Origin of the sequence: Arthrobacter sp. JSM 101049 (assembly GCF_041679245.1) — a bacterium.
In the GTDB taxonomy this organism is placed as follows: Bacteria; Actinomycetota; Actinomycetes; order Actinomycetales; family Micrococcaceae; genus Arthrobacter_H.
Genome location: NZ_JBGFFC010000001.1, coordinates 903,702 through 929,089 on the forward strand (window position 1 = coordinate 903,702; position 25,388 = coordinate 929,089).

The 25,388-nt window shown below is 64.0% G+C and carries 23 protein-coding genes and 1 riboswitch; of the genes, 8 read left to right on the forward strand and 15 right to left on the reverse strand.

Going from position 1 to position 25,388, the window contains the following annotated elements; genetic code table 11:
- The first annotated feature begins 672 nt into the window (after positions 1-672).
- Positions 673-2,466 carry an AAA family ATPase gene (locus AB8M85_RS04240; protein WP_372697505.1) on the forward strand — a complete coding sequence of 598 codons (1,794 nt, stop codon included), beginning with the start codon at positions 673-675 and terminating at the stop codon, positions 2,464-2,466.
- 200 nt (positions 2,467-2,666) lie between these two features.
- Here the strand turns inward: AB8M85_RS04240 and AB8M85_RS04245 are convergent, their stop codons facing one another.
- From AB8M85_RS04245 to AB8M85_RS04260, 4 genes are all read right to left on the reverse strand, one after another.
- Positions 2,667-3,932, reverse strand: a complete 1,266-nt coding sequence (locus AB8M85_RS04245; RefSeq protein WP_372697506.1) for an NYN domain-containing protein — start codon at positions 3,930-3,932, stop codon at positions 2,667-2,669.
- Positions 3,933-4,154: 222 nt separating this feature from the next.
- Entirely contained in the window at positions 4,155-4,295 is a 141-nt protein-coding gene (locus AB8M85_RS04250) for a helix-turn-helix domain-containing protein (RefSeq protein ID WP_372697507.1), read from the reverse strand.
- A gap of 71 nt (positions 4,296-4,366) precedes the next feature.
- Positions 4,367-5,452 carry an HNH endonuclease gene (locus tag AB8M85_RS04255; RefSeq protein WP_372697508.1) on the reverse strand — a complete coding sequence of 362 codons (1,086 nt, stop codon included), beginning with the start codon at positions 5,450-5,452 and terminating at the stop codon, positions 4,367-4,369.
- A gap of 45 nt (positions 5,453-5,497) precedes the next feature.
- Positions 5,498-6,160 (reverse strand): hypothetical protein, encoded by a 663-nt coding sequence (locus tag AB8M85_RS04260; RefSeq protein WP_372697509.1) that lies wholly within the window; start codon positions 6,158-6,160, stop codon positions 5,498-5,500.
- 435 nt (positions 6,161-6,595) lie between these two features.
- Here AB8M85_RS04260 and AB8M85_RS04265 point away from each other — a divergent pair, with 435 nt between their 5' ends.
- Positions 6,596-8,410 carry a DUF262 domain-containing protein gene (locus tag AB8M85_RS04265; RefSeq protein WP_372697510.1) on the forward strand — a complete coding sequence of 605 codons (1,815 nt, stop codon included), beginning with the start codon at positions 6,596-6,598 and terminating at the stop codon, positions 8,408-8,410.
- A 270-nt stretch (positions 8,411-8,680) separates the two neighbouring features.
- Here the strand turns inward: AB8M85_RS04265 and AB8M85_RS04270 are convergent, their stop codons facing one another.
- From AB8M85_RS04270 to arsB, 8 genes are all read right to left on the reverse strand, one after another.
- Positions 8,681-9,049 carry an SOS response-associated peptidase family protein gene (locus AB8M85_RS04270; RefSeq protein ID WP_372697718.1) on the reverse strand — a complete coding sequence of 123 codons (369 nt, stop codon included), beginning with the start codon at positions 9,047-9,049 and terminating at the stop codon, positions 8,681-8,683.
- Positions 9,050-9,157: 108 nt separating this feature from the next.
- Entirely contained in the window at positions 9,158-10,450 is a 1,293-nt protein-coding gene (locus tag AB8M85_RS04275; protein WP_372697511.1) for a hypothetical protein, read from the reverse strand.
- A gap of 147 nt (positions 10,451-10,597) precedes the next feature.
- Complete coding sequence (locus tag AB8M85_RS04280; RefSeq protein WP_372697512.1) at positions 10,598-10,966, reverse strand: helix-turn-helix domain-containing protein; 369 nt, start codon at positions 10,964-10,966, stop codon at positions 10,598-10,600.
- Positions 10,953-12,068: a tyrosine-type recombinase/integrase gene (locus tag AB8M85_RS04285; protein ID WP_372697513.1), complete on the reverse strand. Its 1,116-nt coding sequence runs from the start codon at positions 12,066-12,068 to the stop codon at positions 10,953-10,955. The genes AB8M85_RS04280 and AB8M85_RS04285 overlap by 14 nt, the downstream gene beginning before the upstream one ends.
- Before the next feature lie 111 nt (positions 12,069-12,179).
- A complete protein-coding gene (locus AB8M85_RS04290) occupies positions 12,180-12,716 on the reverse strand; it encodes a low molecular weight phosphatase family protein (protein WP_372697514.1) in 537 nt (178 codons plus the stop codon).
- Complete coding sequence (locus AB8M85_RS04295; protein ID WP_372697515.1) at positions 12,706-14,100, reverse strand: FAD-dependent oxidoreductase; 1,395 nt, start codon at positions 14,098-14,100, stop codon at positions 12,706-12,708. Before AB8M85_RS04295 ends, AB8M85_RS04290 begins: the two co-directional genes overlap by 11 nt.
- A gap of 76 nt (positions 14,101-14,176) precedes the next feature.
- On the reverse strand, positions 14,177-14,527 hold the full coding sequence (locus AB8M85_RS04300; RefSeq protein WP_372697719.1) for an arsenate reductase ArsC: 351 nt from the start codon (positions 14,525-14,527) through the stop codon (positions 14,177-14,179).
- Positions 14,528-14,648: 121 nt separating this feature from the next.
- On the reverse strand, positions 14,649-15,728 hold the full coding sequence (gene arsB / locus AB8M85_RS04305) for an ACR3 family arsenite efflux transporter (protein WP_372697516.1): 1,080 nt from the start codon (positions 15,726-15,728) through the stop codon (positions 14,649-14,651).
- Positions 15,729-15,825: 97 nt separating this feature from the next.
- On the opposite strand from arsB, the gene AB8M85_RS04310 reads away from it, so the two are divergent.
- Together AB8M85_RS04310 and AB8M85_RS04315 are read left to right on the forward strand one after the other, a co-directional pair.
- Positions 15,826-16,176 (forward strand): ArsR/SmtB family transcription factor, encoded by a 351-nt coding sequence (locus AB8M85_RS04310; RefSeq protein WP_372697517.1) that lies wholly within the window; start codon positions 15,826-15,828, stop codon positions 16,174-16,176.
- Positions 16,177-17,472 carry an MFS transporter gene (locus AB8M85_RS04315; RefSeq protein WP_372697518.1) on the forward strand — a complete coding sequence of 432 codons (1,296 nt, stop codon included), beginning with the start codon at positions 16,177-16,179 and terminating at the stop codon, positions 17,470-17,472.
- A gap of 178 nt (positions 17,473-17,650) precedes the next feature.
- On the opposite strand, the gene AB8M85_RS04320 is transcribed toward AB8M85_RS04315, so the two are convergent.
- Positions 17,651-18,262: a recombinase family protein gene (locus AB8M85_RS04320; RefSeq protein ID WP_372697519.1), complete on the reverse strand. Its 612-nt coding sequence runs from the start codon at positions 18,260-18,262 to the stop codon at positions 17,651-17,653.
- 396 nt (positions 18,263-18,658) lie between these two features.
- Between AB8M85_RS04320 and AB8M85_RS04325 the strand changes: the two genes are divergently transcribed.
- From AB8M85_RS04325 to AB8M85_RS04335, 3 genes are all read left to right on the forward strand, one after another.
- On the forward strand, positions 18,659-18,991 hold the full coding sequence (locus tag AB8M85_RS04325) for a metalloregulator ArsR/SmtB family transcription factor (RefSeq protein ID WP_343903184.1): 333 nt from the start codon (positions 18,659-18,661) through the stop codon (positions 18,989-18,991).
- Complete coding sequence (locus AB8M85_RS04330) at positions 18,985-19,662, forward strand: cation diffusion facilitator family transporter (protein ID WP_372697520.1); 678 nt, start codon at positions 18,985-18,987, stop codon at positions 19,660-19,662. Before AB8M85_RS04325 ends, AB8M85_RS04330 begins: the two co-directional genes overlap by 7 nt.
- 160 nt (positions 19,663-19,822) lie before the next feature.
- Entirely contained in the window at positions 19,823-20,023 is a 201-nt protein-coding gene (locus AB8M85_RS04335) for a GDCCVxC domain-containing (seleno)protein (protein ID WP_343903182.1), read from the forward strand.
- Between the two features lie 237 nt (positions 20,024-20,260).
- On the opposite strand, the gene AB8M85_RS04340 is transcribed toward AB8M85_RS04335, so the two are convergent.
- The gene (locus AB8M85_RS04340) at positions 20,261-21,217 is read right to left on the reverse strand and encodes a C40 family peptidase (RefSeq protein WP_372697521.1); all 957 of its coding nucleotides are present in this window, start codon (positions 21,215-21,217) and stop codon (positions 20,261-20,263) included.
- Between the two features lie 6 nt (positions 21,218-21,223).
- Positions 21,224-21,402, reverse strand: a riboswitch (cyclic di-AMP (ydaO/yuaA leader).
- Positions 21,403-21,599: 197 nt separating this feature from the next.
- Here AB8M85_RS04340 and AB8M85_RS04345 point away from each other — a divergent pair.
- Positions 21,600-23,729 carry a heavy metal translocating P-type ATPase gene (locus AB8M85_RS04345; RefSeq protein ID WP_372697522.1) on the forward strand — a complete coding sequence of 710 codons (2,130 nt, stop codon included), beginning with the start codon at positions 21,600-21,602 and terminating at the stop codon, positions 23,727-23,729.
- 118 nt (positions 23,730-23,847) lie between these two features.
- On the opposite strand, the gene AB8M85_RS04350 is transcribed toward AB8M85_RS04345, so the two are convergent.
- Complete coding sequence (locus tag AB8M85_RS04350; RefSeq protein ID WP_372697523.1) at positions 23,848-25,383, reverse strand: multicopper oxidase family protein; 1,536 nt, start codon at positions 25,381-25,383, stop codon at positions 23,848-23,850.
- Positions 25,384-25,388 lie beyond the last annotated feature (5 nt).

The window sequence follows — 25,388 nt, forward strand, 5'->3', positions numbered from 1 at the left end:
GGCTTCACCAAGCGCCCGGGCCATCCGGACCATCAACCCGAACGCGCCACCCACGGGTCGGGCTCTGCTGGACGTGAATCCCGTACTTCCACGTGCCGGTTCGCATCCCGTAGGAATCCGTCATCGGCACCATTCTCACCGAATCCGAGGCGCTTCAGGAAGCCGTGCGCCGCACGCGGGCCGACGAATTTGCCACCGCCGGCGGACGCGGTTCCGACACCTCCGGCCCTCCGGCCCGGTCTTCGACGCCTCGGCAGCCGTGCTGGGCGCGGTGATCATCACCGGCCCGACGTTTCGGATGCCCGAGGAGACCTGCCGCCGGTGGTTCGATCCCCTGCTGCAGGCCGCCGAACGGATGACCCGCATGGTCGGGGTTAGCTTCCCCGGGAAGACGTGCGCACCTGCTTGAGCCGACGCAAGCCGTCGTCTTCGTTGGGTGATCGACGGCATCTGCCCTGGTTCCGGGTCAAATTCCGTAGGTCACGTAGTTGCGGTCACTCCCGTTTCGGACTTGGTTTGTGGGTGGGTATATGAGTGCCTGCTACGATTCACAACTATTCGTGCCACAAACGGTCCCTAAAGAGAAATTGAACAGAATTCCTCTACTTTGGCGATGGATCCGGCTAATGGCTCATGGCCCAAACGCATAATGCTGTTTGGCAGAATGCCCATATGGACGAAAAAATGCTTCTGCCTGGCTTCGGTGTCGGCGGTTATCGCAGTCTCCGAGACCTCCAACCACTCGGTGGATTGCGCAAGGTTACCCTGGTGGCGGGTCAGAACAACGCGGGGAAGTCCAATATCCTCCGCTTCGCACAAGCATTCCTGAAGGAACATCCCGACAACCTGGAGTGGGCTGATTGGCCTCAGCCCGAGGGTCCGAAGCTACTTATGCAAATGGCACACCCGCTAGGAGAACCCGGCGACTTGCGAAGTGGGAGGAAGAATCTCTCCCACCCGGACGCCGTGTTCTCGCTCCTTCAAGCTGATGTATTCCATCCGTTTCCCGGAAGTGATGTGTGGCTTACGTACAGCGCGAGTGGTACGCCGCTTAGCTGGTCCTTGGACCAAGAATGGCTTTCTGCGGTGGCAGCCTCCGTGGACGGTCGCGTTCTGGGGCAAGCATCAGCGGACCTCACATCGACGTCAGGAGGCGGGCAGACCGCTGATGCGCAACGCGTACTCGACGCATTATTTCCGCTCAGATTCCCGCCTGTTCAGACTGTAGGCGCATTCCGGCAAATATCATCAAGTGGCGACACCGTCGACGAGGACAATGCCCAACAGGGGGACTACAGCGGACTCCCTGGGGACTTCAGCGGAAAAGACCTCATCCATCGACTCGCACGCCTACAGAACCCGCCCGCAAATCGCTACTCGACCGACCACCCCCGGTTCGAGGCCATTCAACAGTTCGCTCAGAGCGTTCTCGAGGACAACGACGTAGAAATCCGTATTGCTTCCGGCCAAGATGAACTACAGGTCATCCAAGGCGGCCGGGCCCTGCCACTTACAAGCCTGGGGACAGGCATTCACCAAGTGATCATTCTTGCGACGGCTGCCACCCTGCTCGAAAGAACGCTCATTTGCATCGAGGAGCCAGAAGTCCATCTGCACCCATTGCTGCAGCGAAAGCTAGTTCGGTACCTGAGCGACACGACGAGCAATCAGTACCTCATAGCTACACACTCCGCTCATTTGCTGGACTACGAGCGCGCTTGCGTCCTGCATGTAAAGCACGACGCCGAAAACGGCACCCGCGTCAGCGAAGCCGCAACAGTCCAAGACGTGTCCGATCTTTGCAGTGATCTCGGCTACCGCCCTTCGGACCTGATTCAGGCGAATTCAGTCATCTGGGTTGAGGGCCCCTCGGATCGTATCTACCTGTTGCGGTGGCTTGAGATGGTCGCCCCTCGCGAATTCGTAGAAGGCATCCACTTTGCTGTGATGTTCTATGGCGGCGGTCTCCTCAGCCACCTCACAGCCAATGATCCGTCTGTCGACGAGTTCATTTCACTGCGGCGCCTTAACCGGCATTCGGCCATTCTGATCGATAGCGACAAACGGACCGCCCGGGGCAAAATCAACGATACGAAGACTCGTGTGCGAAATGAATTCAACCGTGCCGACATGCCTGGGTTTGCGTGGATAACGGCCTGCCGAACCATAGAAAACTACGTGCCGGTAGACACTCTCCGCACCGCCGTGGCATCTGTCCACAAGAAAAGCCACCATCACGTGCCGACGGACAAATGGGCGAACCCGTTACACCTCACGAGCCTCCCCTCGATAGAGGGGAAGCCGCTAACTCAACCGGACAAGGTGAAAGTGGCGAGAGAAGCCTGCCGCATATGGCCCGACGGTGAGCTGCCGCACGACCTCAATGGACAAATGAAAATGGTCGTGGCCTTCATCCGGAAAGCCAACGGATCCACCGATGCGTTACCAGCACAGCCGGGCTCCTGATTAGAACCCGATCCTTGCCGATGCTCTTAGGCAACGGAAGGAGCTTCTCTATGAAAATGCACGATGAGAAACCCCCGCGCGTCTGCGGAACATCAATCTTGCAACCCATGGGTTACAAGACAGCAGATCGACACACTCCTGCAACGGCCAACATATGAGTGGCGGCATCATGCTGTTTTTAGTCGGGAACCCGCATCTGTTCAGCTTGCCAGGCCGCCACTTGCCCACGTACGCAGTTCGGCTTTCTCCTTTTCAGAGAACTCCATGCGCGCGCCTACGCACAGAGCCTCAACGTTGTTGGCCCACGCTGTTCCCAGATCTGCGGCTGAAGTCCCAGACTTCAGGCTTGCTCCGGCATACAACAGGCCTTGGATCACGTAGTTCACAGCAGAGCGCCCCACGGTAGAGCCTGCGTCGGAGCAGTCGTCCCGCACCTGCTTTGCGATTTCATTCCTGTTGCCGGTCTCGCCTTGCAGCCGGTGTTCCAAGGAAATGAATAGCTGGCGAAACTGCTCAGTGGACAGTCTGGGAATATCGGTAACCCTCGTCACTTGCTGCTCAAGGGCCGGCCGAGAATCAACGAGGGCCGGTACGTCATCAGCCGTAAAACGTTGGGTATCCAACACCCAACTTGGCGGCGTATTGTTCCAAGCTACCCTTGGCCCTAGCTGGCCCAACCAGGCCTTCAGCGATCCGTAACCTTCCCAGTCCGCACTGATCTTCGGATCCGCAGCACGCGCGTGGTCAGCGACCTGCGCACCTTTAACGGGTCCAGGGGCGGTCTTAATGAATTTGAGTACAGCCGCAGCGGCAGGCGAAGGCGATCCTATTTCCGCGTCCCCGCCAGCAGTGTTGCCCACCACGGATGAGGATGGGGGCAGGGCGGTATCCACGGAGGAGGTCGTTCCTCCAGGCAACGCAATAAGGAGTTCTTGCTTGTTGAGTATCGCGACCAAATCGTCTGCTTCGATGACCTCGTCGGCCATATTGCGATACGCCCCCGAGGCGGGTCCCGCCAAAATCACGGTGCTCTGGCGGTCTCTTGCGCGAAAGCGCTGTATCAAAGAGGTGAAGTCCGCATCAGCGGAGGCGATGAAATACTCTTCGACGTTGCTGCTCCCCGACAGTACGTCCACGGCATCGAGAACCAGATTGATGTCGGTACTGCTCTTCCCCTGCTGAGTCAGCGAAGGACAGTCAATCACCCGATACCCGGCACGCGTCCAATAAGCACGGTACTTCGAGTACTTTGATGGGTTCAGGTAGCAATTTCGGATTAGGAATCGACGTGCGCCGCGCGACGAGTCATCGCCGGCGATCGCGCTCGTCCACCGCCCTGGGTCCGTTGCAAAATTTGCGGCTGCTTGGGAATCGAGTGCATCCAGGCCGCTGTATACGTTGTCAAAGTCCACGAAGATGGCTGCACGCCGCAGGCGGCGATTTTCGCACAAGGTGAGGTCCGTCATCTTCGGAGTATGCCACCAATAAGGTCTCGGGGGCACCCACGCAGGATTCCAGAACCCCCTGCGGGTTTAGCCGCCTTAAAAGCTCAGGGAGAGTTCTGGAACTCATATGCCTCGATTCCATGTCTCACAACCGAGCAGTGAGAAACCCGTGCTCCACTAACGTTGAGAGACATCAGGAAACCGACCTGAGCAAAAGTTCGGGACGGCGGATGATGCATTCGCTTAGCTCGTTTTCGCTTCGGCCAACAGGCTGAGATAGCGGTATACGGTCGCCCTACTGACTCCCAATAGCTTCCCGATCTCGGGCGGCGTCAACCCTGCCGTCCGGTACTGGCCGGCCTGCCTGACCTTTTCGGGTCTCATCCAAACTGCAGAATTTCGGGAGTTGGGCCACCTATGCGGTCGATCAGCTGGAATTCATTGCGACCACTCGTTCACGCTGGCCTCTCTGGAGCGAGGAACTCATTCGCCGTGTCCATCCAAATAGATTCGTCGTCATCACCGAGCCCAAATAACCCGACGTCAAGCGCGCGATGATGGTTTGGGCACATCAACCGGCCGTTCTCTACCGTCGCTGCACCGCCATGTGCGTCACTCACTATGTGGGCCGCTTCCAGGATTTCGATTTGGTCAAACCCGCAGATCCAACATTCGGCCTCGTAGTGGCGGAACAGCAGAGCTCTGAAGCGGCGTTGATGATTTCGACGCTTCGCACGGCCACATGTGTAGCTGACGGGGATCCCCGAAGCGGGCGGCTCTCCGGCGTGGCCCAACGTCACCGCGTCGATGTGCTCCAGCCACAGGGACTCAAGAGCCGCGGTGCGCTGCCAATCTATGCGTACCCCTCCTGACTGGAAGTTGTCGGGAAAATCGGGGTCATTGGCTTGTATCTGATCCCACGAGAGCAAATCTTCTGGGTCGACCAAGGCGTCCCAGAGGATTTTGATGTAGGGGGCCTCGTCCGTGTGCTGTCCGTCCCAGTGGGGGCTTGGTTCAATCTCGGATGCGGCGTGCCCGGAACCGATGAGCCCCCTATTCTCCGAGCCAACTAGAAACAGGAATACACGATCCCCTGGTTCGATTCCAGACCATCGGGACCCGGTACTCCATTGACCGGTGGCACCGCCCGTGGCCGCAATGGATTCTCGTACGGATTCAAAGTCATCCTGGTCCCATGTCCAGTTGCCCGGATTCCAAATGACCGCGAACGAGGGACGGCCGCCAGCTTCAGCTGCGGGAACCTCGTCAGTGGTGACGTCGAAGCCAAGCCCCTTCAGGATCCTCACGGCTCCGTTGATTCCCCCGGTGAATTCCGAGCTGCTCAACAGCGTCCCTGTCTGGTTCAGGTGCGCCACACCGGCAATCGCCTTCGAATCGTAGCGGCGCCCCTCGTGGGACAACCAATACTTTTGTGCCGGCCTGAAGCCGTACTTGGCGAGAAATGCGTCCCGGCCCATGTCGTCATACATGTGCAGTGCCCTGATGACGGCGCCGGTATCGGTGAGATCTTCCAGTGCCATGAAGTGTTTCTTTTGTGCGGGGCTGGATCGGCGGTGCGGTGATGTCTATCTTTGCTGGGAAACTGTTCGTTGGTGAAGCCAGATCGCGTGGTCGAATGCGCTGAGGCCCATAGCCGGACGTTCCTGCGCGTGGGCGGCTTCAACGATTCGTCTGGCCGTGTGGGTGTCGACCGGGGGAAGACCCTCCTTCTCGAGGGCCGTGTCCACGAAGCGGCGGATCATCGTGTCGGCTTTGATGCCGGGCTGTCCCAACAACATGGTGAAGTACTCATAGGTCACCCATCCCAGCCCCCTGACCGAGGTGTACGCCCGCTTGTGGTTCGGATCGAGCGCCTTCAGTTGCCGTGCATTCCGGACCGGGGGATCCAACGAAAGGAGATTATCGGCTGCTTCCACCAGACAGACGCTCTTGTGCCGGCCGGAGCTCTTGCCATTTCCCATGACATTGCGGATCGCTTCTTTGCCGACGTCGCGAATTTGTTGTAGGTCATTGGCGGATTCCGGATACTTCTCGCGGAAGGCGCGGGCGCGGTTGAGGACGCCTTTGGTCGGGCTCTTGGCATGGTAGCTCGCCCGGATCGAATAGACCGCGTCGATGAGAGCCATCCCGATCTGGTCTGGCCATCCCCCAAGTGGAACCGAGAAATGTTCTTCGTCGATGCTCCTGGCCGACTGCGCCACTGCCTTGATTGCCTGCTGTTCATTCATCCGGTTCCCCCAACCACGCCTATGGAATGACGTCAGACTAGCCGAAACCGCTACCAATGCCCGTTCACCGCCGATAATCCTGCGCCTGGCGAGATGGTGTCCGGCCCTGCGCGGGTCTCCTGCGTCGCCGGGGCCGGCAGACCTTTCGTGCGCATACGTCGACAATCGAGCGACGGCGGGGTCCCCGGATAACGGCCGGGGACCCCACGTCGAGAACATCGCGGCATCCACACGGGCCGGGTTCGTGATGAGCATGCGTATGAAAGCAACCATGGGCGAGGGGGTCCGGCCGGACGTGGACATCTCCTCGAACAGGAATGCAATTAATGCTAGGAACACCTGCATTACATCTCTTGTGCTTGTTATTGGTCCGCTAGAGTGACGGAAAAGGCACCGTCGTGATCTGGGGGAACTTTGCAGGCGGAAACTTACGCATTGAAGACCGTTCTTGGGTTTGAGCGCAGATTCGTAATTCCGACGTTCCAGCGTGACTACGAGTGGACTCTTGATGGGCAGTGGCGCCTGCTCCATGAAGACCTGCTCAGCGCGGCGGAAAGATTGCAGAAGGCCAGGGCTGATGCGGAGGCGGTGGGTGAGTCGAAAGCACGTGCGGACAAGAAAGTCGCTCCTCATTTCCTAGGTGCCATTGTCTGTGACCAGCTTCCCTCGACTACCGGAGGCGTGGACCAGCGCGCTGTCATTGATGGACAGCAGCGATTGACCACCCTCCAGCTGCTGGCCCGGGGAATTCTGGATGTCCTGCTGGAAACAGGATCGCCACGGGCCGCTCAGGTACGCCGGCTCATCCAGAACCCTGCCGACGTGGCCGTAGAGCCCCTTGACCAGTACAAGCTCTGGCCGCGGCGCAAGGACAGGGATGTCTGGCCCGCCGCCATCTCGGATGCCGCCGTGGCTGCGGCCGGGCACCCATATCTGCAAGCGCGCGCGTTTTTTGCGGAACAAACTCGAGCAGCCATCAAGGCAGCACCGGACGAGGACTTCGCCGACGTCATCGTTGACGCGCTCCTGGGCCTTTTCAAGCTGGTCGTCATTGACCTGGACGACAATGACGACGCCCAGGTCATCTTCGAAGTCCTGAATGGGCGGCAGACTCCGCTCTCGGCAGCCGACCTGGTGAAGAACCTGCTCTTCCTCCGCGGGGATCTCAGCGGCGAAAAGGAACTGGATGCGCTGTACGACCGCTACTGGGCCCCGTTCGACGAGCCGTGGTGGAAGACAACAGTCGGTACCGGGCACGCGGCACGAGGCCGGCGCGATGTCCTGCTCTCCGCCTGGCTGACGGCCGCTTCCGGGCAGGAAGCCAATGTCGGGCATCTCTATGGTCAGGTTCGTTCCTACCTGGCCGCTGCGGACAGAACCACTGAATCAGTGTTGAAGGAACTCCGCGAGTACGCTTCCGCATACGCGATCATCTACGACCCTGAGCGCGCCGAATCCGACGTGCTGGCCCGGGCCTATACGCGGGTCGACAGAATCCGGGTCCTGACAGCTGTTCCACTGTTCCTGTGGTTGCGCACGCTGCCGCAGGAAACCCTCCCCTTGAACGACCACGAGAGGGCCGTTGCCGCAATCGAGTCCTGGGTGATGCGGCGCATGATAACCGGCGCCAACACACGCGGCTACAACACCTTCTTTGTGGACGTGTTAAAGACCGCCCAGACATCATTGAAGGCTGGGGAAAACGTCGCCGAGGCAGTCATCACCGCACTGGAATCATACTCGGCAGGACTGGCCTGGCCGACGGACGACGATGTCAGGGCAGCCTTCTTGAACAACAGGTTCTACAACTCCTTCACGCAGGAGCGTATCCGACTCATCCTCGCCGCCATCGACCAGCAGCTGCAGACTGAAAATCCGCGCACAGAGCCGGCAGCTTTCGACTACGACCGGCTCCAGATCGAGCACATCCTCCCCCAGTCCTGGCAAACCCACTGGCCCATTGGTGAATCGGACCCGGCCCAGCATGAGCTCGCCGCGCAGCAGCGGAATTCCGCCCTGCAGCGCATCGGGAACCTGACGCTGGTCACCTCCGGCTTCAACCAGGGAGTCTCCAACCTGGGCTGGGAGGTCAAGCGCGCTGAGTTCGCCCTTCAGTCGGGCCTGCAGCTCAACAAGCCCATAGCCGCCTCCGAACAATGGAATGAACCGACCATCGGAAAGCGGGCCGAACAGCTGGCCGCGGCGGCCTGCCGTGTCTGGGGCCGGCCAAATTCAACAGTCGGCGCATGAGCACGACCTTCACAGGCACCACAGAACCAACGCACTGCCGGACGCAAGGGCTGTCCCGTTATGCAGCCGAGCACAAGGGTACGACTTCTTGCCCTACGCTCTTTTGCCACATAGGCCGTCCCGCCCTGGATTTAGGGACCAACGACGCTCAACCAGGCCCGGGTCCGGCCATTCATCTTGCAGGTCCTCGGGCACGATGACCTGGGTCCTGTCGTGGATGTTCCCAAGGGCGTCGGCCGCGGGCCGGGTGAGGATCGTGGTGGTCATCAGCTACTCCCCCGGCTCCCCCTCGGGGGCCCCGGGGTCCCGACAGAACTCGTACAGCCCGGCGGACGCAACGATTCCCCCGTCCTCGGGATGCAGGTAGGTCGGGATCTTCTGTTTGCCGTCCTGCTGCCACTCGTAATAGCCTTCGGCCGGGACCACGGCACGGCGCTTCACGGCAGCGGACCGGACGGTCGGCTTCTCCAGGACGGTTTCCGAGCCTGCGTTGATCGCCCGGCTGCCCACGGAGCGGCTTTTCGCCCACACGGGCACCAGCCCCCACCGGGCGGTCTCCAACCGCCGGCCGGGCACGGGCCCTTGCGGGCCGCGCCCGGTGATGTTCCTGACCTTCTGGGTGGGGGGGCGACATTCCAGCTCGGGCGCAGCTCGTTTCCGACCGCCTCGTCAATGCCGAAGGCAGCCACCAGATCCCCCTGGGTGTTGGTGGAAGTCATGTATTCCAGTTTGCCCTAATCGAATAGTTCACCTCCGGAGACCGGGGTAGTCCTTCCAGGTTCCACCAGAGAGTCTTGCCCAGGTGGTCGCTGTTCCGGTTGATATTCCCAGTGCGTCGGCCGCGATGCGCGCTGGCAAGGCGACCGTTAGGTGGCGTAGGGCCGCTCCCCGTGCCCGGAGCGGCTCCAGACCAGCGTTGTGAAGCAGCAAGCGCATGTTCGCCTCGCTCATGTGCGTACCCGCCATCAGGCCTTCGAAGAACCACTGGTGCTCAGGGCTCCTGTAGATGGCCCGCTGTGTGGGCGACTGCAGGTATCGCTTGACCAGTTGGGCGACGGGACGTGGCATTTCTATGGCCGTCGACGCGAAGCGGATTGCCACCGATGTCTGCGTGCAGACAACGTTGGAATGCAGCAACCGGACGCAGGTGGTGACGGGCTGGGCGTAGAGCAGGACGAATAGCCCCGCCAGGCGGACGGTCAACGAAAGGGACTCATCGTTGACGAGACGGTTGATGGCCGTCCAGCGGGCCTCGTCGCTGATGGCTTGTTGTGCGCGCCCCGTTCGCCGCGCCCAGATCTCCAGCTGGGGCATCAGGTGGTGCCGGCGGGCCCAGACAACGAAAGTCCTGATTTCGATGCCCTTGGGTTGTGCGAGGTATCGGTCAAGGTCCTGCTGGTGGATCCTTTCGAGGCTTGTCCCACGCCCGTCGAGCCAGCTGAGGAAGTAGTCGATGGCCTTGAGTTCTCGGCGCCGCCGGTAGTCCACGTTCGGTGATATCGGAGCTGCCTCGGACTCTTGACGCATCATCCGCAGGACATGCCACTGGTGGTAGCGGCGGAGGATCGTTGCATGGTTTGGAGCGAGGGCCTGCAGGAAGCAGTTGGCGAAGACCTCGTGGTCGTTCAGGTGCACGTCGACGGCGGGTAGCGTTCCTGCGGTGACCATCAGCCGGCGCAGGTAGCGGATCCTCGGTGAAGGCGGGAGCTGGTTCAGAGTGCTGTGGCTGATGGGTGCGCCTCCGGTGGCCATGGCACGCAGGGTGCCGTGCACTTGATCGTGCTTGATCCATCGCACGACGGTCCGCTTGTCCGGCGTGCTCAGCAGTATGTCGTAGAGTCCTGTCAGGTCGGGATGGATCTTCCCGTCGTCTTGGGCCAGGACTGCCTGTGCTCGTTCTTGGAGGCGGCAGGTCCCGCACTGGGATCCTGTGAGTTGCTCCTCGCTTCCACACGTCTTGCAGGCGAATCGGCTGGGGACGCCCGCGCATGCTGCGCAAACGATGGTCCCGTCGTCGTCGAAGAAGGCCAGGACTTTCATTACTTCGCAGGATGGGCAGCTCCCCGGATTCCTGCGGAGCCTGGAGTAGCACGGATTGCAGATCGTCCCGCCCAGCAGCTCGTAGCCATGCACCACCTGCCGCGAGCACAGATGGCAGGGGCGCGGTTCCTTGGCCACGACGGGCCTCTAGCTGCCAGGTCCGGGGTCGGAGGGCCGGTGGATGCGGGCCGGCACCGGTCGGAGTGATCCGATGGAGGAGCCGGTAGAGGTTGCCGCGTCTGTTGTTCCGGTTTTCCGGAATCCAACGTTGGCCGGGACGATCTTGATGAGATCGTTCGGGGTGCAGTCCAAGACCAGGCAGAGCGCGGCGAGGACCTCCATGTTGAGCCTGGCTGGTGGCTTGGTGACCAGGCGGAATACCTGCTCGCGCGAGAGTTGAACTCCTGCTTTCCGGAGCGGCTCGACCAGGTCCGTGGTCTTGAACATTCCGGCGGCGGCCATCAGGTCCCGCAGGTGCCATGCAACCGTGTTTGCAGGGGTTTCAGGTGTGGGCATCGGTTGCTCCGTAGATTCGCGAGAGGGCCCGGGCAATCACCCGGTTCTTGTAGTCGTTCCCCACCGAGGTGTAGATGGCGGTGGTGGAGGCGTAAAGGTGCCCGACCTGGTCCTGGACGAAGCGCTCCGAGTAGCCCCATTCGATCAGGTTCGTCACGTAGGTGTGCCGCAGGCAATGCAGGCTCAGTTCCCGCGGCAGCCCGGCGCCGTCGCGGATCTCGGCAAAACGATCATCCAGGTAGCGCAGTGAGACGCGGGTGGCGCGTTCGGTGGTCCACAACGCGTCCCCGGCATCCGTGGCCACCCGGTCACGGCCTTCGTGGACCCATTGCTCCAGGCCTTCGATGACCCAGTCCAGTTCGGGCACGGTGAGGACCGTGCGCCGCCTGGGCCCGGATCCTCGGCTCGCCTTGCCCCATCGCACTTCAACGCAACCGTAGGTTCCATATCCGGGCGCTGCCGGATTTGGCCGCAGATCCGCTACGTCGAGTCCGACCACTTCGGCACGCCGCAGACCATACGCATACGTGGTCTTGAAGATCTGTGAATCCCTGAGGGCCGTTAGCGCCCCCTTGCGCCCAGCTTGGATGATGGTCTCGACTCGCCCATCCGCATAGGTGAAGAATCGCTCCAGCTCGTCGTAGGTCAACGCCCTGCGCTCGGGCCGGCCTTCGTATTCGGCCAGGTGCCTTACCGTGTTCCAGTCGTGGCAGATCTGTTGAGGGGCGCTGCCGAATCTCTTCTCGCATTCACCCGCCCATCCGTAGCGCGGATCCATCATGAAGTCGCAGAATGCACGCACCATCACCTGGTAGCCGCGCGTGGTGGACTTCGCCAGGGGCCTCGCCCTGGAGAGTGCGTGGATGCTGAAGTCCTCGAGGTCCACAGGGGCCCACTCCCATGGCAGCTTCTCGCAGTATGCGGAGAAGCGGCGGATGAAACTGGTCCTGACGTCGATGGTTTGCCTTGACAACCCGCGGCTTTGTTGCTGGTCGTCCCAGCCTTGGAGCATCGCGTTGAAGATGAACGCAGGCTCGTCCAACGGACGGACGTTGCCCAACACATGCAGCGGGGAATCCCCCATTTCGCGTTGGTTGGCCATCACCCGATCGTTGCATTAAATGCAACAATGATGCAATGGCTTTCGGATCTCAATCCGGTGCCGGTGCGTGGCCCGAGGGGTGGACGGCCGATGGGGAGTTAGCTCATCCGGCTACCGCGCGGCCGCGTTGAGCTCCCCCAGCAAGCGCGTGGCCCTGGCCCGGATGTCGTCGCGTACCAGCCTCATCCTTTCCATTCCATCGATCCCCCTCGGGGAAGGTTCATCGATGTCCCAGTTCCGCATCCGGGTTCCCGGAATCGGTTCCAATTCCGCTTCCCGGCCAAGGGTGATCACCAGGTCGACGCCGGCGAGCAGTTCCCTGGTGATGGGTTTGGGTCGCTCGTCGCCGATTTCGATGCCAAGTTCGGACAGGGACTGCACTGACTGAGCGTTGAGTCCGTTGCCGGGCTTGGTACCGGCGGTGCGGACGTCGATGCTGCCTCCGGCAAGGTGGCGCATGAGCGCCCCGGCCATTTGGGATTTTCCGCCGTTCTTGACGCAGACGAACAGGACTACCGGCCTGCCATCGACGGAAAGGGGTTCCTCCTTCCGGAGGACGGTTCCCGGCATAGGATTCGTGGTCGCCGCGGCCGTCAACTTCTGGTGTCCGCGCATGGCTTCGGTTCGGGCCGCCTGGTCATTCTGCACCGGAACGTCCATGGGCCAGGCCGGTTGGAATGCCGATGAGCACGGGTTCGGGGGCAGCACAGCATGAGCCTGCCGCGTCGCCAGGCTCAGAGGCCTCGGAGGGCGCATCACAGGTACCGCCAAGGTCCGTGGAGCAGACGCCGGTTTCGGGCAGTTCCAGGTGGACCTGTCCGGCAGCGGCCATGTCCCCTGCTATGGCGGCGACGATGGACCGCACCTGTTCGTATCCGGTGGCGAGCAGGAAGGTCGGGGCCCGTCCGTAGGATTTCATGCCGGCGATGTAGAAGTCCTTGTCGGGGTGGGCCAGTTCCTTGGCCCCGTGCGCCGGAACGGTCCCGCAGGAGTGGAATTCGGGGTCGATCAGCGGCCCCAGGGTCCGTGGTGCTTCCACGGCGGGGTCGAGTTCCAGTCGGATTTCCCGCAGGATGCCCAGGTCGGGGCGGAAGCCCGTGGCGGGGATCAACACGTCAACTTCCAGCGTCGTTTCGCCCTCCGGTGTGGCTCCCGTGACGGCGAGCAGGTCACCTGTCGAGAATCCGGTGGTCGTGAAGGAGGTATGCACGTCGATGTGCCCGTCCTCGAGGAGTTTGCGCAGACGGGTCCCCAGTTGGCCACGCGCGGGCAGCCCGTCGAGGCCCCCCCCGCCGTAGAGGCCGGAGGTGTCGCTCCCACGCACGGCCCAGCTGATGCGGGTTCCGGGCTCGTTCTTGGCCAGCTGGCCCAGGGAGATGAGGGTGTTAGCGGCCGAGTGCCCGGCTCCGATGACCAGGACGTGTTTGCCTGAGAAGCGGGCCCGGTCGGCACCGGTCACGTCCGGGAGTGGTTCGGTGATCAGGCCGCGGGCGGTGGCTTCGGCTTCGCCTGGGGCGGGCAGGCCGGCTTGTCCGAGCGGGTTGGGTTGGGCCCAGGTTCCGGAGGCGTCGATGACGGCGCGTACCCGGTGGTCTTCCACCGTGCCGTCTTCGGTTTCCGTGCGGACCAGGAAGGGGCGTTCGTCCCGTCCCCGGGAGTGTGTCTTGTCCATCCCGGCCCGGCTGACTGCCGTTACGGTGGTGGATGTGTGGAGCGCGTTCCGGATGGCCGGGAGGGTGGCGAGGGGTTCGAGGTAGTGTTCCACGAGCTCGGCGCCGTAGGGCAGGGATGACAGTCGGGGTTCTGTCCAGCCGGTGGGTTCGAGCAGGCGACGTGAGGCGGGGTCGATGTTGTGCCGCCAGGGGGAAAACAGCCGGACGTGCCCCCAGTTTCGGATGGAAGCGCCGGCCTGGTGGCCGGATTCGAAGATGAGCGGGACCAGGCCGCGTTCGATGAGGTTCGCTGCCGCGGCGAGGCCCACGGGACCGGCGCCGATGATGGCAACCGGGAGGTCGTTCGGTTGGTTCGTCATATCCATCGTTCTCCTTGGGTGGTACGTGCTCGTTTGCCTTCGGCCACCTGCTTGGATCCGCGGGCGGCGGTGTCCGCTAGGTGGTCGGCAGCAGTTCTGCGATGAGGCCCTGGATGCGGGTCTTGATGTCGTCCCGGATGGGCCGGACGGCCTCGATGCCTTGCCCTGCCGGGTCATCGAGTTCCCAGTCCTCGTAGCGTTTGCCGGGGAAGATGGGGCAGGTGTCACCGCAACCCATGGTGATCACGACATCGGATTCCCACACCGCGTCCACGGTGAGGACCTTGGGCGTTACGGCGGACATGTCGATGCCCTCCTCGGCCATGGCGGCCACGGCGGCCGGATTGACCGAGTCCGCTGGCTCGGACCCGGCGGAACGGACCTCGATGGCGCCTGCGGACAGTGCGGTGAGGTAGGCGGCGGCCATCTGGGAGCGTCCGGCGTTGTGGACGCAGACGAACAGGACGGACGGTTTAGTGGTGGTCTCGGCGGTACTCACTTTTCGTGCTCCTCGGACTAGGACAGCGGGTTGGCGGATGCGGTGTTGCTCAGTGGGCGAAATGGCGTTTGCGCGCCCATAGGGCCACGTAGACCAACGCCACCAGGACGGGGACCTCGATCAGCGGGCCCACGACCCCGGCCAGGGCCTGCCCGGAGGTGACGCCGAACGTGCCGATGGCCACCGCGATCGCGAGTTCGAAGTTGTTCCCCGAGGCGGTGAAGGCCAGCGTGGTGGTCTTCGCGTAGCCCAGGCCCAGGGCGCGGCCGATGAGCATTCCGGCACCGAAGACGACCACGAAATACACCAGCAGCGGCAACGCGATCCGCACCACTTCGAGCGGCCGGGACGTGATGGTGTTCCCCTGCAGGGCGAACAACAGCACGATGGTGAACAGCAGCCCGTAGAGCGCCCAGGGCCCCAGCTTCGGCAGGAACTTCCCCTCGTACCAGTCCCGGCCCCTGGCCTTCTCCCCCAGCGTGCGGGTGAGGAATCCGGCCAGCAACGGGATGCCCAGGAACACGAGCACGGAGACGGTGATCGACCAGAAGGAGAAGTCCGCCGCCGTGGTCGGCAGGCCCAGCCAGCCGGGCAGGACCTGGAGGTAGAACCAGCCCAGGGCGCCGAAGGCGATGACCTGGAAGACGGAGTTGATGAAGACCAGCACGGCGGCGGCCTCCCGGTCCCCGCACGCCAGGTCGTTCCAGATCATGACCATGGCGATGCAGCGGGCGAGCCCGACGATGATCAGCCCGGTGCGGTATTCGGGCAGGTCGGGTACGAAGATCCAGGCCAGGGCGAACATGAACGCCGGGGCCAGCAGCCAGTTCATCACCAGGGAGGTGATCAGCAGCTTGCGGTCCGCGACCACGCGGCCCGTTTCGTTGTAGCGGACCTTCGCCAGGACCGGATACATCATCACCAGCAAGCCGATGGCGATCGGCAGGGACACGGAGCCGATCTTCACCGCATCCAGGGCTGTATCCAGCCCGGGGATGAACCTGCCCAACAAAAGGCCGGCGGCCATCGCCGCGATGATCCAAACGGGCAGGAACCGATCCAGGGTGGAGAGCTCGCCTGCGACGGCGGCCTCCCCCCGGACGGCAGGTGTGGTGGTCTCGGTGTTCACGAGGCTCCTTGAAGATCCAACATCAAATTGACGGTTGTCGATGCAAGAAGTATCCACATCTATATCGACAAATGTCAATCCATGGCACAATGAGGCCATGGAAACCCTGCTGGCACCCGAAACACGCACCGGCGCGCCTTGTTGCGAGCCAGCCGGTGGTCCGGCACTCGATGCCATCGAGGCCCAAGCCACGGCGCGCGTCCTGAAGGCGCTCTCGGATCCGAACCGCTTGCGGCTGCTTTCCATAGTCAAGTCCGGCGAGGGTGGCGAGGCGTGCGTCTGCGACCTGACCGAACCACTGGACCTGGGCCAGCCCACGGTCTCCCACCACCTGAAGATCCTGGTCGACGCCGGGTTGCTGAACCGCGAGAAGCGCGGCACCTGGTCGTACTACTCCCTGGTTCCCGGGGCGCTGGAAGCCGCGTCGCAAAGCATCCTCGCCCTGTAGGTGGAACCTCCCGCCAAACCCCTGTCCGCCCCTCGGGGCGGTCGGCGGGCAAAAGGGGCGCCCGTATCCGGTCCGGGCGGCGGCCCCTCTGCACGGCGGGGCGTCGTCATCGCGGGCCTTGGCTTCGGGCAGATCCTGTCGTGGGGCTCGACGTTCTACCTGCTAGCCCCCCTGGCAGCCCCGATAGCCGCCGACACCGGATGGCCACATCCCTGGGTCGTCGGCGGTGTTTCCGTGGCACTGCTCGTCGCGGCGCTGGGCTCGCCCGCCATCGGTTCCCTGGTTTCGCGCAACCATGGCCGAGAGGTCCTGGCGGCAAGCGCCCTGCTGTTGGCCGGCGGGCTCGCCACCCTCTCCCTGGCACCCAACCAATGGCTCTACCTCGGCGCGTGGGTCATCCTCGGAGCCAGCATGAGCGGCGGCCTCTACAGCGGGGCATTCGCGGTTCTGGGCCATGCCTACGGGTCCACGGCCCGTTCCTCCATCACCGCCCTGACGTTGTTCGGCGGCTTCGCCAGCACCGCCTGCTGGCCGTTGACCACCTTGCTGTCCAACGAATTCGGTTGGCGGTGGACCTGCGCGGCATACGCCGCGGCGCATCTGCTGGTCACCTTCCCGCTGTATGTGCTCCTCGCCCCGCACGGCAAAGCCAGCCCCGAACCAGCAGCAGAACCCCACCAGGGCCCGCCGTCCGGTGCCCGGCAGCCTGGCCCGCTGTGGCTGCCCGTGGCGCTCATTGCCCTCATCACGACACTCGGCACCTCTGTATCGGCGGTCGTGTCGGTGCACGTCTTCACGCTGCTGGCGCCACTGGGAGCCAGCGGTGCCGTCGCGGTTGGCCTGGCTGCCGCCATCGGCCCCTCGCAGGTGGGCGCCCGGCTCGTTGAATTCACCCTCGCCCGGCGACGCCATCCGTTGTGGACCATGCTCACGGCGGTCACGGCCATCACAACCGCCCTCGCGCTCCTGGCTCTCGGGCTCGGACCACTACTCCTGCCCATGGTCGTGTATGGGGCGGGGATCGGCCTGAACTCCATCGCCAACGGCACCGTTCCCCTGGCCCTCGTCGGACAGGAACGCTACGCACGGACCATGGGACGAATAGCCCTTCCATCCCTACTGGCCCAAGCCGCAGCCCCCGTCTGGGGCACCTCATTGATCAGCGGCTGGGGAGAGAAGCCGACGCTCCTGGTCTTGGCTGCGATGTCACTGGCAGCAGCAGTCCTGACGCTCTGGCTCATGCTGATTCACCGCCGCAGCAGCCGGCTCCTTCCCGCCCCCGGCACTCCGTCCTGACCATGCGGATCGACCCGTCATGCCGACAGGCGTTTGTCATTTTCAGAAGTCGACCGCACTGGGATCGCCGTCATGACGGGGTAATCCAGTACTTCGGACGGCAATGATGTCCGAAGTCCACTGCACCAAGCAGCATTCCGGTCCGTAGTCGTCTGCACCAGCAACCTGATGGTGTGCTTCAGTGTTTCTCGCGTTCTCCCTCGGCGGTCAGAATTTCCGGGGGTCGGGGCGGCAGGTGGCGGTAGAGGCTTGAGCGGGTGATGCCGGTCTTCTCCACGATTTCCCGGATGGAGTTGCCCTGGTCGCGCAGGTGTTCGGCGTAGGCGAGTTTCGACGGGTCGACGACGCTGGGCCGGCCGATGCGCTTGCCTTTGCTGGTGGCCACTGCGCGGGCGTGGGCTGCCCGCTCGATTGCGTAGGTCCTCTCCATCTGGCCGAAGAGTGCCAGCATGACCACCGCGAGTTGGGACATGGGGTCCTCGGGGTTGGCCGAGTCGACTCGGATGGGATCGGCCAGGTTCCGTACGCCGACGCCGCGCTCGGCGAGGTCGTGGATGAGGTTCAAGGTATCGCGAACGGTGCGGCCGAGCCGGTCCAGGGTGTGCACGACCATCACGTCACCATCCCGCGCCTGGTCCCGCGCCTCGCGAAGCCCGGGACGGTTGGTGGTCGAGCCGGATTTCCTGTCCACGTAGATATGCCGATCGGCGATGCCCTCGGCTTGCAGGGCATCGATCTGCCGGTCGAGGTCCTGTTTCGCAGTCGAAACGCGCGCATACCCAATGTCCATGCGGAAGTCGTGCTCGTACGGTTCTTCTGGGACGGTCTTTTGGGCTTAGTTCTGGAACGCAAATCCGTGGCGTGTCCGTTCGTGCCGGCATGTTCGGTGGGGCTGTTCCACTTCCAAGGAAGTGGGACACCCTCGACAGGGACGCGCCCTGCCGTTGTCGGAAGTTCCTGCACAAGAAACAGAACCACTGTCAGCTGGTGCATGTGTCCTCGGGCTTACGGCTGCGCCGCATACCTTCGGCCAGGCGTTTCGCCCACCTCATGGTGCTTCCCGTGACTGGCGTCGACGCGTGCTCAGACGTTGCCGTTCGTGGACCGTCGTGCGGTGCCGGAAGAGAGGCAAGAGCCGCGCTAATACATGAACCGGTGAATTCATAAATCCATGTATTATTATGATGTGAACACAACGGCCACACCCTCGCATACCGCTGCCTTGGCGCGTTTTGGGCATGCACTCTCCGATTCCACGCGGGTCGGCGTGCTGCTTGCCCTACGCGAAGCGCCCGCATTCCCCTCGGACCTGGCCGACGCGCTCGGCGTCTCGCGCCAGGTCATGTCCAACCAGCTGGCCTGCCTGCGCGGGTGCGGACTGGTCGAGGCGGTACCCGAGGGCCGGCGATCCTGGTACCGGCTGAGCGATCCGCACCTGGGCGCAGCCATGGACGAATTGCTTCGCGTGGTCCTGCAGGTCGACCCCGGCTGCTGCGAGGGGCCGGAGTGCACATGCTGAACACGCTCCCAGCCCAGGATCGGCGCCGGGAGCTACTCAAGCGCCGGATACGGATCATCGTTGCCCTCACGATCACGTACAACCTCATAGAGGCCGTCATCGCCCTGGCAGCCGGCGCGGCCGCTTCCTCGGTCGCCCTGGTCGGCTTCGGGTTGGATTCCATCGTGGAAGTGCTTTCGGCTGCGGCTGTTGCCTGGCAATTCGCAGCCCGCGACCCTGAAAGCCGCGAGAAAAAGGCCCTGCGCCTGATTGCCGTATCCTTTTTCGGTCTCGCTGCCTATGTCAGTGTCAGCGCCGTCCTCACGCTGATCGGGCTCAAGGAAGCCGAACATAGCCCGGTCGGCATCACCCTGGCCGCCGTGAGCCTCGTGGTGATGCCATTTCTCAGCCTCCTCGAACGCCACGCAGGACGGGAACTGGGATCGGCCTCGGCCATTGCCGATTCAAAGCAGACCCTGATCTGCTCGTACCTTTCAGCTGCCGTCCTGGCGGGCTTGCTGCTCAACAGCCTCTTCGGCTGGAGCTGGGCCGATCCGGTAGCCGGCTTTGTCATCGCGGTATTCGCGGTCAGGGAAGGATTCGAGGCATGGATAGGGGAGGCATGCACGCAGCCCATGTCAGCCATATCCGGGGACAGGGAATCGTCTTCCGGCGAGGCGGGTTGCTGCTGACGCAGGCGTGGACCGGAAGCAGCCGCGATGGCCAGCTGGCGCCTGGCGGGCACGCCCGATCCTACCCGGCTGGATCCCTGCTTCCTTTGCAAGCGATGCCCCGGATGCGTTCACCGACCAGAATTGCGCCAAAGGCGCTGCGCCTGATGGGAAGGAAGGAATGATGATTGAGCTGACGTCGACGTTGACGTGTCCTGCTTGCGGGTACGAAGCATCCTTGCGGATGCCCTCCGATTCCTGCCAGTTCTTCTGGGCGTGCCCAAATTGCACCAAGCGAATTCGGCCCGTTGCCGGCGATTGCTGCGTGTTCTGTTCCTACGGGACAGTACCTTGCCCCTCAAGGCAGGATTCGTCCACGTAAGAAAAAGCGGTGCCGACCGGTAACGTATCGTCCACCTGTTGCAAAAGATGGACCGCGGGAGGGCCCGGCGTGCTTGATTCCGGCCCGGACACATTGTTTTTCGGCGTAGGACAAGCCCTCTACCCGAAAGCGAACCATCTGAACGCATAAAAGCGCTCCCCAGCTGCTGGAACTGAATTATGGAGTCCAACAACTGGGGAGTAGTTCAAAGTGGCTCGGGCCCTTGCCCGGTTTTCCCTAGCCTACGTAGGTGTAGTAGCCCATCAACGGCCCATAGGGGCTGTCGGCTGGACGGACAACGGTGCCGACGGAGGGGTTCTGTGCGCCGATGATCTTACCGCCACCGATGTAGATACCGGCGTGGCTGCCGCCGTTCTGGTAGACCAGGTCGCCGGGCTTGGGGTTGGAGGTCTTCACGAACTTTCCACTGGTGCGGATGGCGGTCGTGTTGTGGGGCAGGCTGATGCCGGCCTTGCCGTAGATGTACTGGATGAAACCGGAGCAGTCCCAGCCCGAGGGGCTGCTGCCGCCCCACACGTAGGGTGTCCCCTCGTAGCTCATGGCCATGCCCGCGATCCCCGAGAGGCCCGCGCTGGATGTCGGGCTGGTTTCGGTCGTCTCCGGAGCGGGAGTGGAGGCCGTGGTGACCGTACCGGTCGACGAGGCGTTGTCGTTCGTGCTCGACGGCGCCGGCGTTGAGGACTGGCGGCTCTGGCGGGTCATCGCAGCGCCTGCGGCTGCTTCCTCGCGCTCGGCAGATGCGGCGGCTTCCGTCTGGGCGTCTATGCGGTCCGCGGCGGCTTGGCGTTCAGCGGCATCCTGGGCTGCTTCGCGTTCGGCTGCGGCCTTGCGCAATGCTGCGCGGTGGGCCGATCCGTCGGTGGACTTGACGTCGGCGACGGATACCTTGATCTGCTTCAGCTCTTGCGGCTTGGCGTCCGCAACGGTGACGGCGGCGGGGGAGTCCACGGAAGTGCGCAGGATGTCAGCTGCCGGGGCCTTGCCTGCTTCGCGGGCGGACGGGGCGCCCTCGGCGGGAACGCCGAGGGTCAGCACGAGGCCGGAGGCCGCGGCGATGACTGCGGCCTGGCGGCCAACTGAGCCGGCGTTGGAGGAGACTGCCTTGGAGATAGAGCCCAAGGGGTTGCTGCGGACGGGCGCGGCGCGGTGGCGGCCCAGGTGTCGCTTGGTCATGTGTTGGTTACCTCTCCCAATGCCTGCGGGGTTAGCTGTCGGGTTCGAGTGGGAGCCACTCGGCGTCCCGCGCTGACAAGGCAGCGCGAGGCGCTTAACCCCAAGGGCCCGGTGGGCCCGGATTTGGTTCCCCCGCCACTGCCAGAAGCTTCGCGAACGGACCCGAAGTGGTGGCAGTGCTCGGCAATCCACTTGGGTGTGCCGGGCTCATAGGAAGCCCGGCACGCAGACGAATTTACATGAAAGAACTGTAAAAGTCACGAAATGGTTACGGATTGATGTAGGACGTGTCACGACGGCCGCAGGCTTGGCGCGGACCGGGCGATGGTGGGATTGGGCACCAGGTCTTGATGTATACCCCCGGGGGGTATATCTTGGGGGCATGGAAACAGAAGGAAGGCACCACGGCCACGTCGACACGCAGGCCGGACCCGCGGGCCATGACGACCACGCGCCCATGGATCACAGCGGGCAGGGCCATGGCGGCCACCACGGGCACGGGGACCACGTGGGCCAGTTCCGCCGCTTGTTCTGGATCATGCTGGTCATCGCCGTACCGGTGGTCGGGTTCAGTACCATGTTCGCCTCGATCATCGGCTACCAGCTGTCCCAGGCGCCCTGGATCTTGTGGATCTCCCCGATTCTGGGCACCATCATGTACGTGTGGGGCGGCAAGCCGTTCCTGACCGGCGCGGCCGGCGAACTCAAGGACCGCAAGCCGGGGATGATGTTGTTGATCGCCCTGGCGATCACCGTGGCGTTCCTGGCTTCCTGGGGTGCCCATCTGGGCCTGCTGGACCACGGCCTGGACTTCTGGTGGGAACTGGCCCTGTTGATCGTCATCATGCTGTTGGGCCACTGGATCGAGATGCGCTCCCTGGCACAGACGTCCTCCGCCCTGGATTCGCTGGCGGCCCTGCTGCCCGACGAGGCGGAAAAGCTCGTCGACGGCCAGGCGGTCCCCATTGCCCCCGCCGACCTCGTGGTCGGGGATGTGGTCATTGTCCGTCCCGGGGGCCGCGTACCCGCCGACGGCCGCGTGGTCGAAGGCACTGCCGACGTCGACGAGTCGATGATCACTGGTGAGTCCCGCCCGGTCCGGCGGGGACCGGGCGATCAGGTGGTGGCCGGTACGGTGGCCACGGACACCGCGCTGCGCGTGGAGATCACCGCCATCGGCGACGATACCGCGTTGGCGGGGATCCAGCGTCTGGTCACCGAGGCCCAGGGCTCCTCATCACGGGCCCAGCGCATCGCCGACACCGCGGCCGGCTGGCTGTTCTGGTTCGCGCTCGGGGCGGCCGTCATCACGGCGGTCGTCTGGGGTCTGCTGGGCTTCCCGGATGATGCCGTCATCCTGACGATCACCGTCCTGGTCATCGCCTGCCCCCACGCACTGGGTCTGGCGATCCCCCTGGTGGTCTCCATCGCCACCGAACGTGCCGCCCGCGGTGGCGTCCTGGTCAAGGACCGCCTCGCCCTGGAGAGCATGCGCACCGTGACCTCGGTCCTCTTCGACAAGACCGGTACCCTGACCCGGGGCGAGCCCGTCCTGTCCAAGGCCCTGCCGGCCGAGGGCGAAGACGAGCGGGAGGTCCTGGCCGTTGCCGCTGCCGCTGAGGCCGACAGCGAGCACCCGCTGGCCAAGGCGATCGTCGCCGCGGCCAGGGACCGCGGAATCGAACCCCGGACGGCAACGGATTTCAAGGCCTCCACGGCGCTGGGCGTGGACGCGGACGTCGGCGGCTCCAGGATCAGCGTCGGCGGCCCCGGCATGCTCGAACAACACGGGGCAGCCCCTTTGCCCGAGACCGAGGGATGGAAGGCCGAGGGGGCGATCATCCTTCACGTGCTCAGGGACGGTGCGGTGATCGGCGCGCTGGGCCTGGCCGATGAGGTCCGCCCGGAATCACGCGAAGCGGTCCGGGCCCTGCATGCACTGGATATCGAGGTGGTCATGATCACCGGCGACGCCGAGGCCGTGGCCCGCTCCGTGGCCGGCGAGTTGGGCATCGACCGCGTGTTCGCCGGGGTGCGCCCGGAGAACAAGGAGGAGAAGGTCGCCGAGCTGCAGCGCGAAGGCCGCAAGGTCGCGATGGTCGGCGACGGTGTCAACGACGCCCCCGCGTTGGCCCGGGCCGATGTCGGCATTGCCATCGGGGCTGGTACGGACGTGGCCATCGCCTCGGCGGGGGTGATCCTGGCCAGCGATGATCCCCGTTCGGTGCTTTCGGTCATCGAGCTCTCCCGTGCCAGCTACCGCAAGATGAAGCAGAACCTGTGGTGGGCGGCCGGCTACAACCTGGTCTCCGTTCCGCTGGCGGCCGGCGTCCTGGCCCCAGTCGGTTTCGTGATGCCCATGGCGGTCGGTGCCCTGTTGATGTCGGCTTCCACCGTCGTGGTCGCCCTGAACGCGCAGCTGCTACGCCGCCTGGACCTGGCCCCCGGAGCCAGCACGGCCGAGGCCCTGCGCCGGTCACCGTCCCCGGAGCGGGAACCGGCCACTGTGTAGGCGTTGCCGGCCCCACACGGGCAGCAGGAACCGATGGGAGCACCCACGGGCCCAGGGCCCTGGTGGGTGCTCCCGTCACATGTCCACGGGGCCCCGCGTCTATTCCCATTTGAATGGGCTACTTGACGTAGGAGAAGACCCCCATCATGCCGCGTTCGGCGTGGTAGGCGTTGTGGCAGTGCATGAGCCACTGCCCGGGGTTGTCGGCATCGAAGTAGACCGTCAGGGTGTGCCCGGGGCGGACGATGACGGTGTCCTTGCGCGCTCCGACATTGCCGACCTGGAAGGTGTGGCCGTGGATGTGCATCGGGTGCCACATCTCGGTCTCGTTCACGAACTTCACCTCCACCCGTTCCCCGGCGGTGACGTCGAAGGCGTTGGCGTAGGGGTCGGCCATGTCGTAGCGGTGGCCGTTGATGCCCCAGTCGTACTTCGCCATCCCCCCGGTCAGGCGCACCTCGTGCGTCCTATCCGGTGACCTCGCGTCCAGCTTCACCGATGGATCCGCGGTAAGTTGTCCGCCGTCCACCACCCGGCCGGCCAGCTCCGAGGGGAGCCTCGCCGGGGCAGGTGGGGTGCCGGTGCCGGTGGAGACCAGCCCGTAGGCCATTTGCCCCTTGCCCTCGGCCAGTGCCAGCAGCGGCGTATAGCCGTCCTCCACGACCAGGATGGCGTCGATGCGCTCGCCCATGCCCAGGACGACGGCGTCGATGTCCTCGTGCTTGATCGGGAAGCCGTCGGTGTGGGTCAGGGTCAGCCGCTGGCCGGGGATGCCGATCCGGTAGGCGGTGTCCCCGGCGGCATTGATGATGCGCAGCCGGATCCGGTCCCCGGCCTTGGCCTCCAAGGTCTCCGGGCCGCCGGGGCCGCGTCCGTTGAAGAGGTGCAGCGGATAGGCGATGTCCCCGGCGTCCCCGCCGAGGAAATCGCTGGTGGCACCCATGAGCGTGTTGCCCATCTTCATGGGGCCTCCTCCGCCCCCGTGGTCCATCCCGCCCATTGTCCCCATGTCGCCCATGCCCTTCGAGACCTCCTTGAGGACCTTTTCGGGGGTGGCGGTGATCCCGTCGAGCCAGTCGTCCAGGACGATGACCCAGTCCTTGTCGTATTCCAGGGTCTCCTTCGGGTCCTCGATGACCAGGGCCCCGTAGAGGGCGCGTTCGCGCTGCATTTCCACGTGGGAGTGGTACCAGTAGGTCCCCGGGTGCGGGAGGGTGAAGGCGTAGTCGTAGTCGCTGCCGGCCGCGATGGCCTTCTGGGTGAGGCCCGGGACGCCGTCGGCGTTGTTGCGCAGGGCCACCCCGTGCCAGTGGATGGTTGTGGGTTCATCGAGCTGGTTGTCGACTCTGACCTCGAGCCGGTCCCCGGCCTTGCCGCGCAGGGTCGGCGCGACGAGAGAACCGTCGTACCCCCAGGTGTTGGCCTTCTTGCCGGCAATGGTGGTGGATAACGGTCCGGGGGCGAGCTTCTTGGTGATGGTCGTGCCGGTGGATGCCCGTGCGGCTTCGGCCTGGGCGACCAGCGGGTCTGTGGGCAGGATCCGGGCCGGCGGGGCGGCTGTCGGTTTGGCGGGGGTGCAGGCGGCCAGGGCAGCCGCGGCGGCGGTCGCGACCGAGAGCCCCAGGAACGAGCGGCGGTTCAGTTGGTTTTGCACGGAGG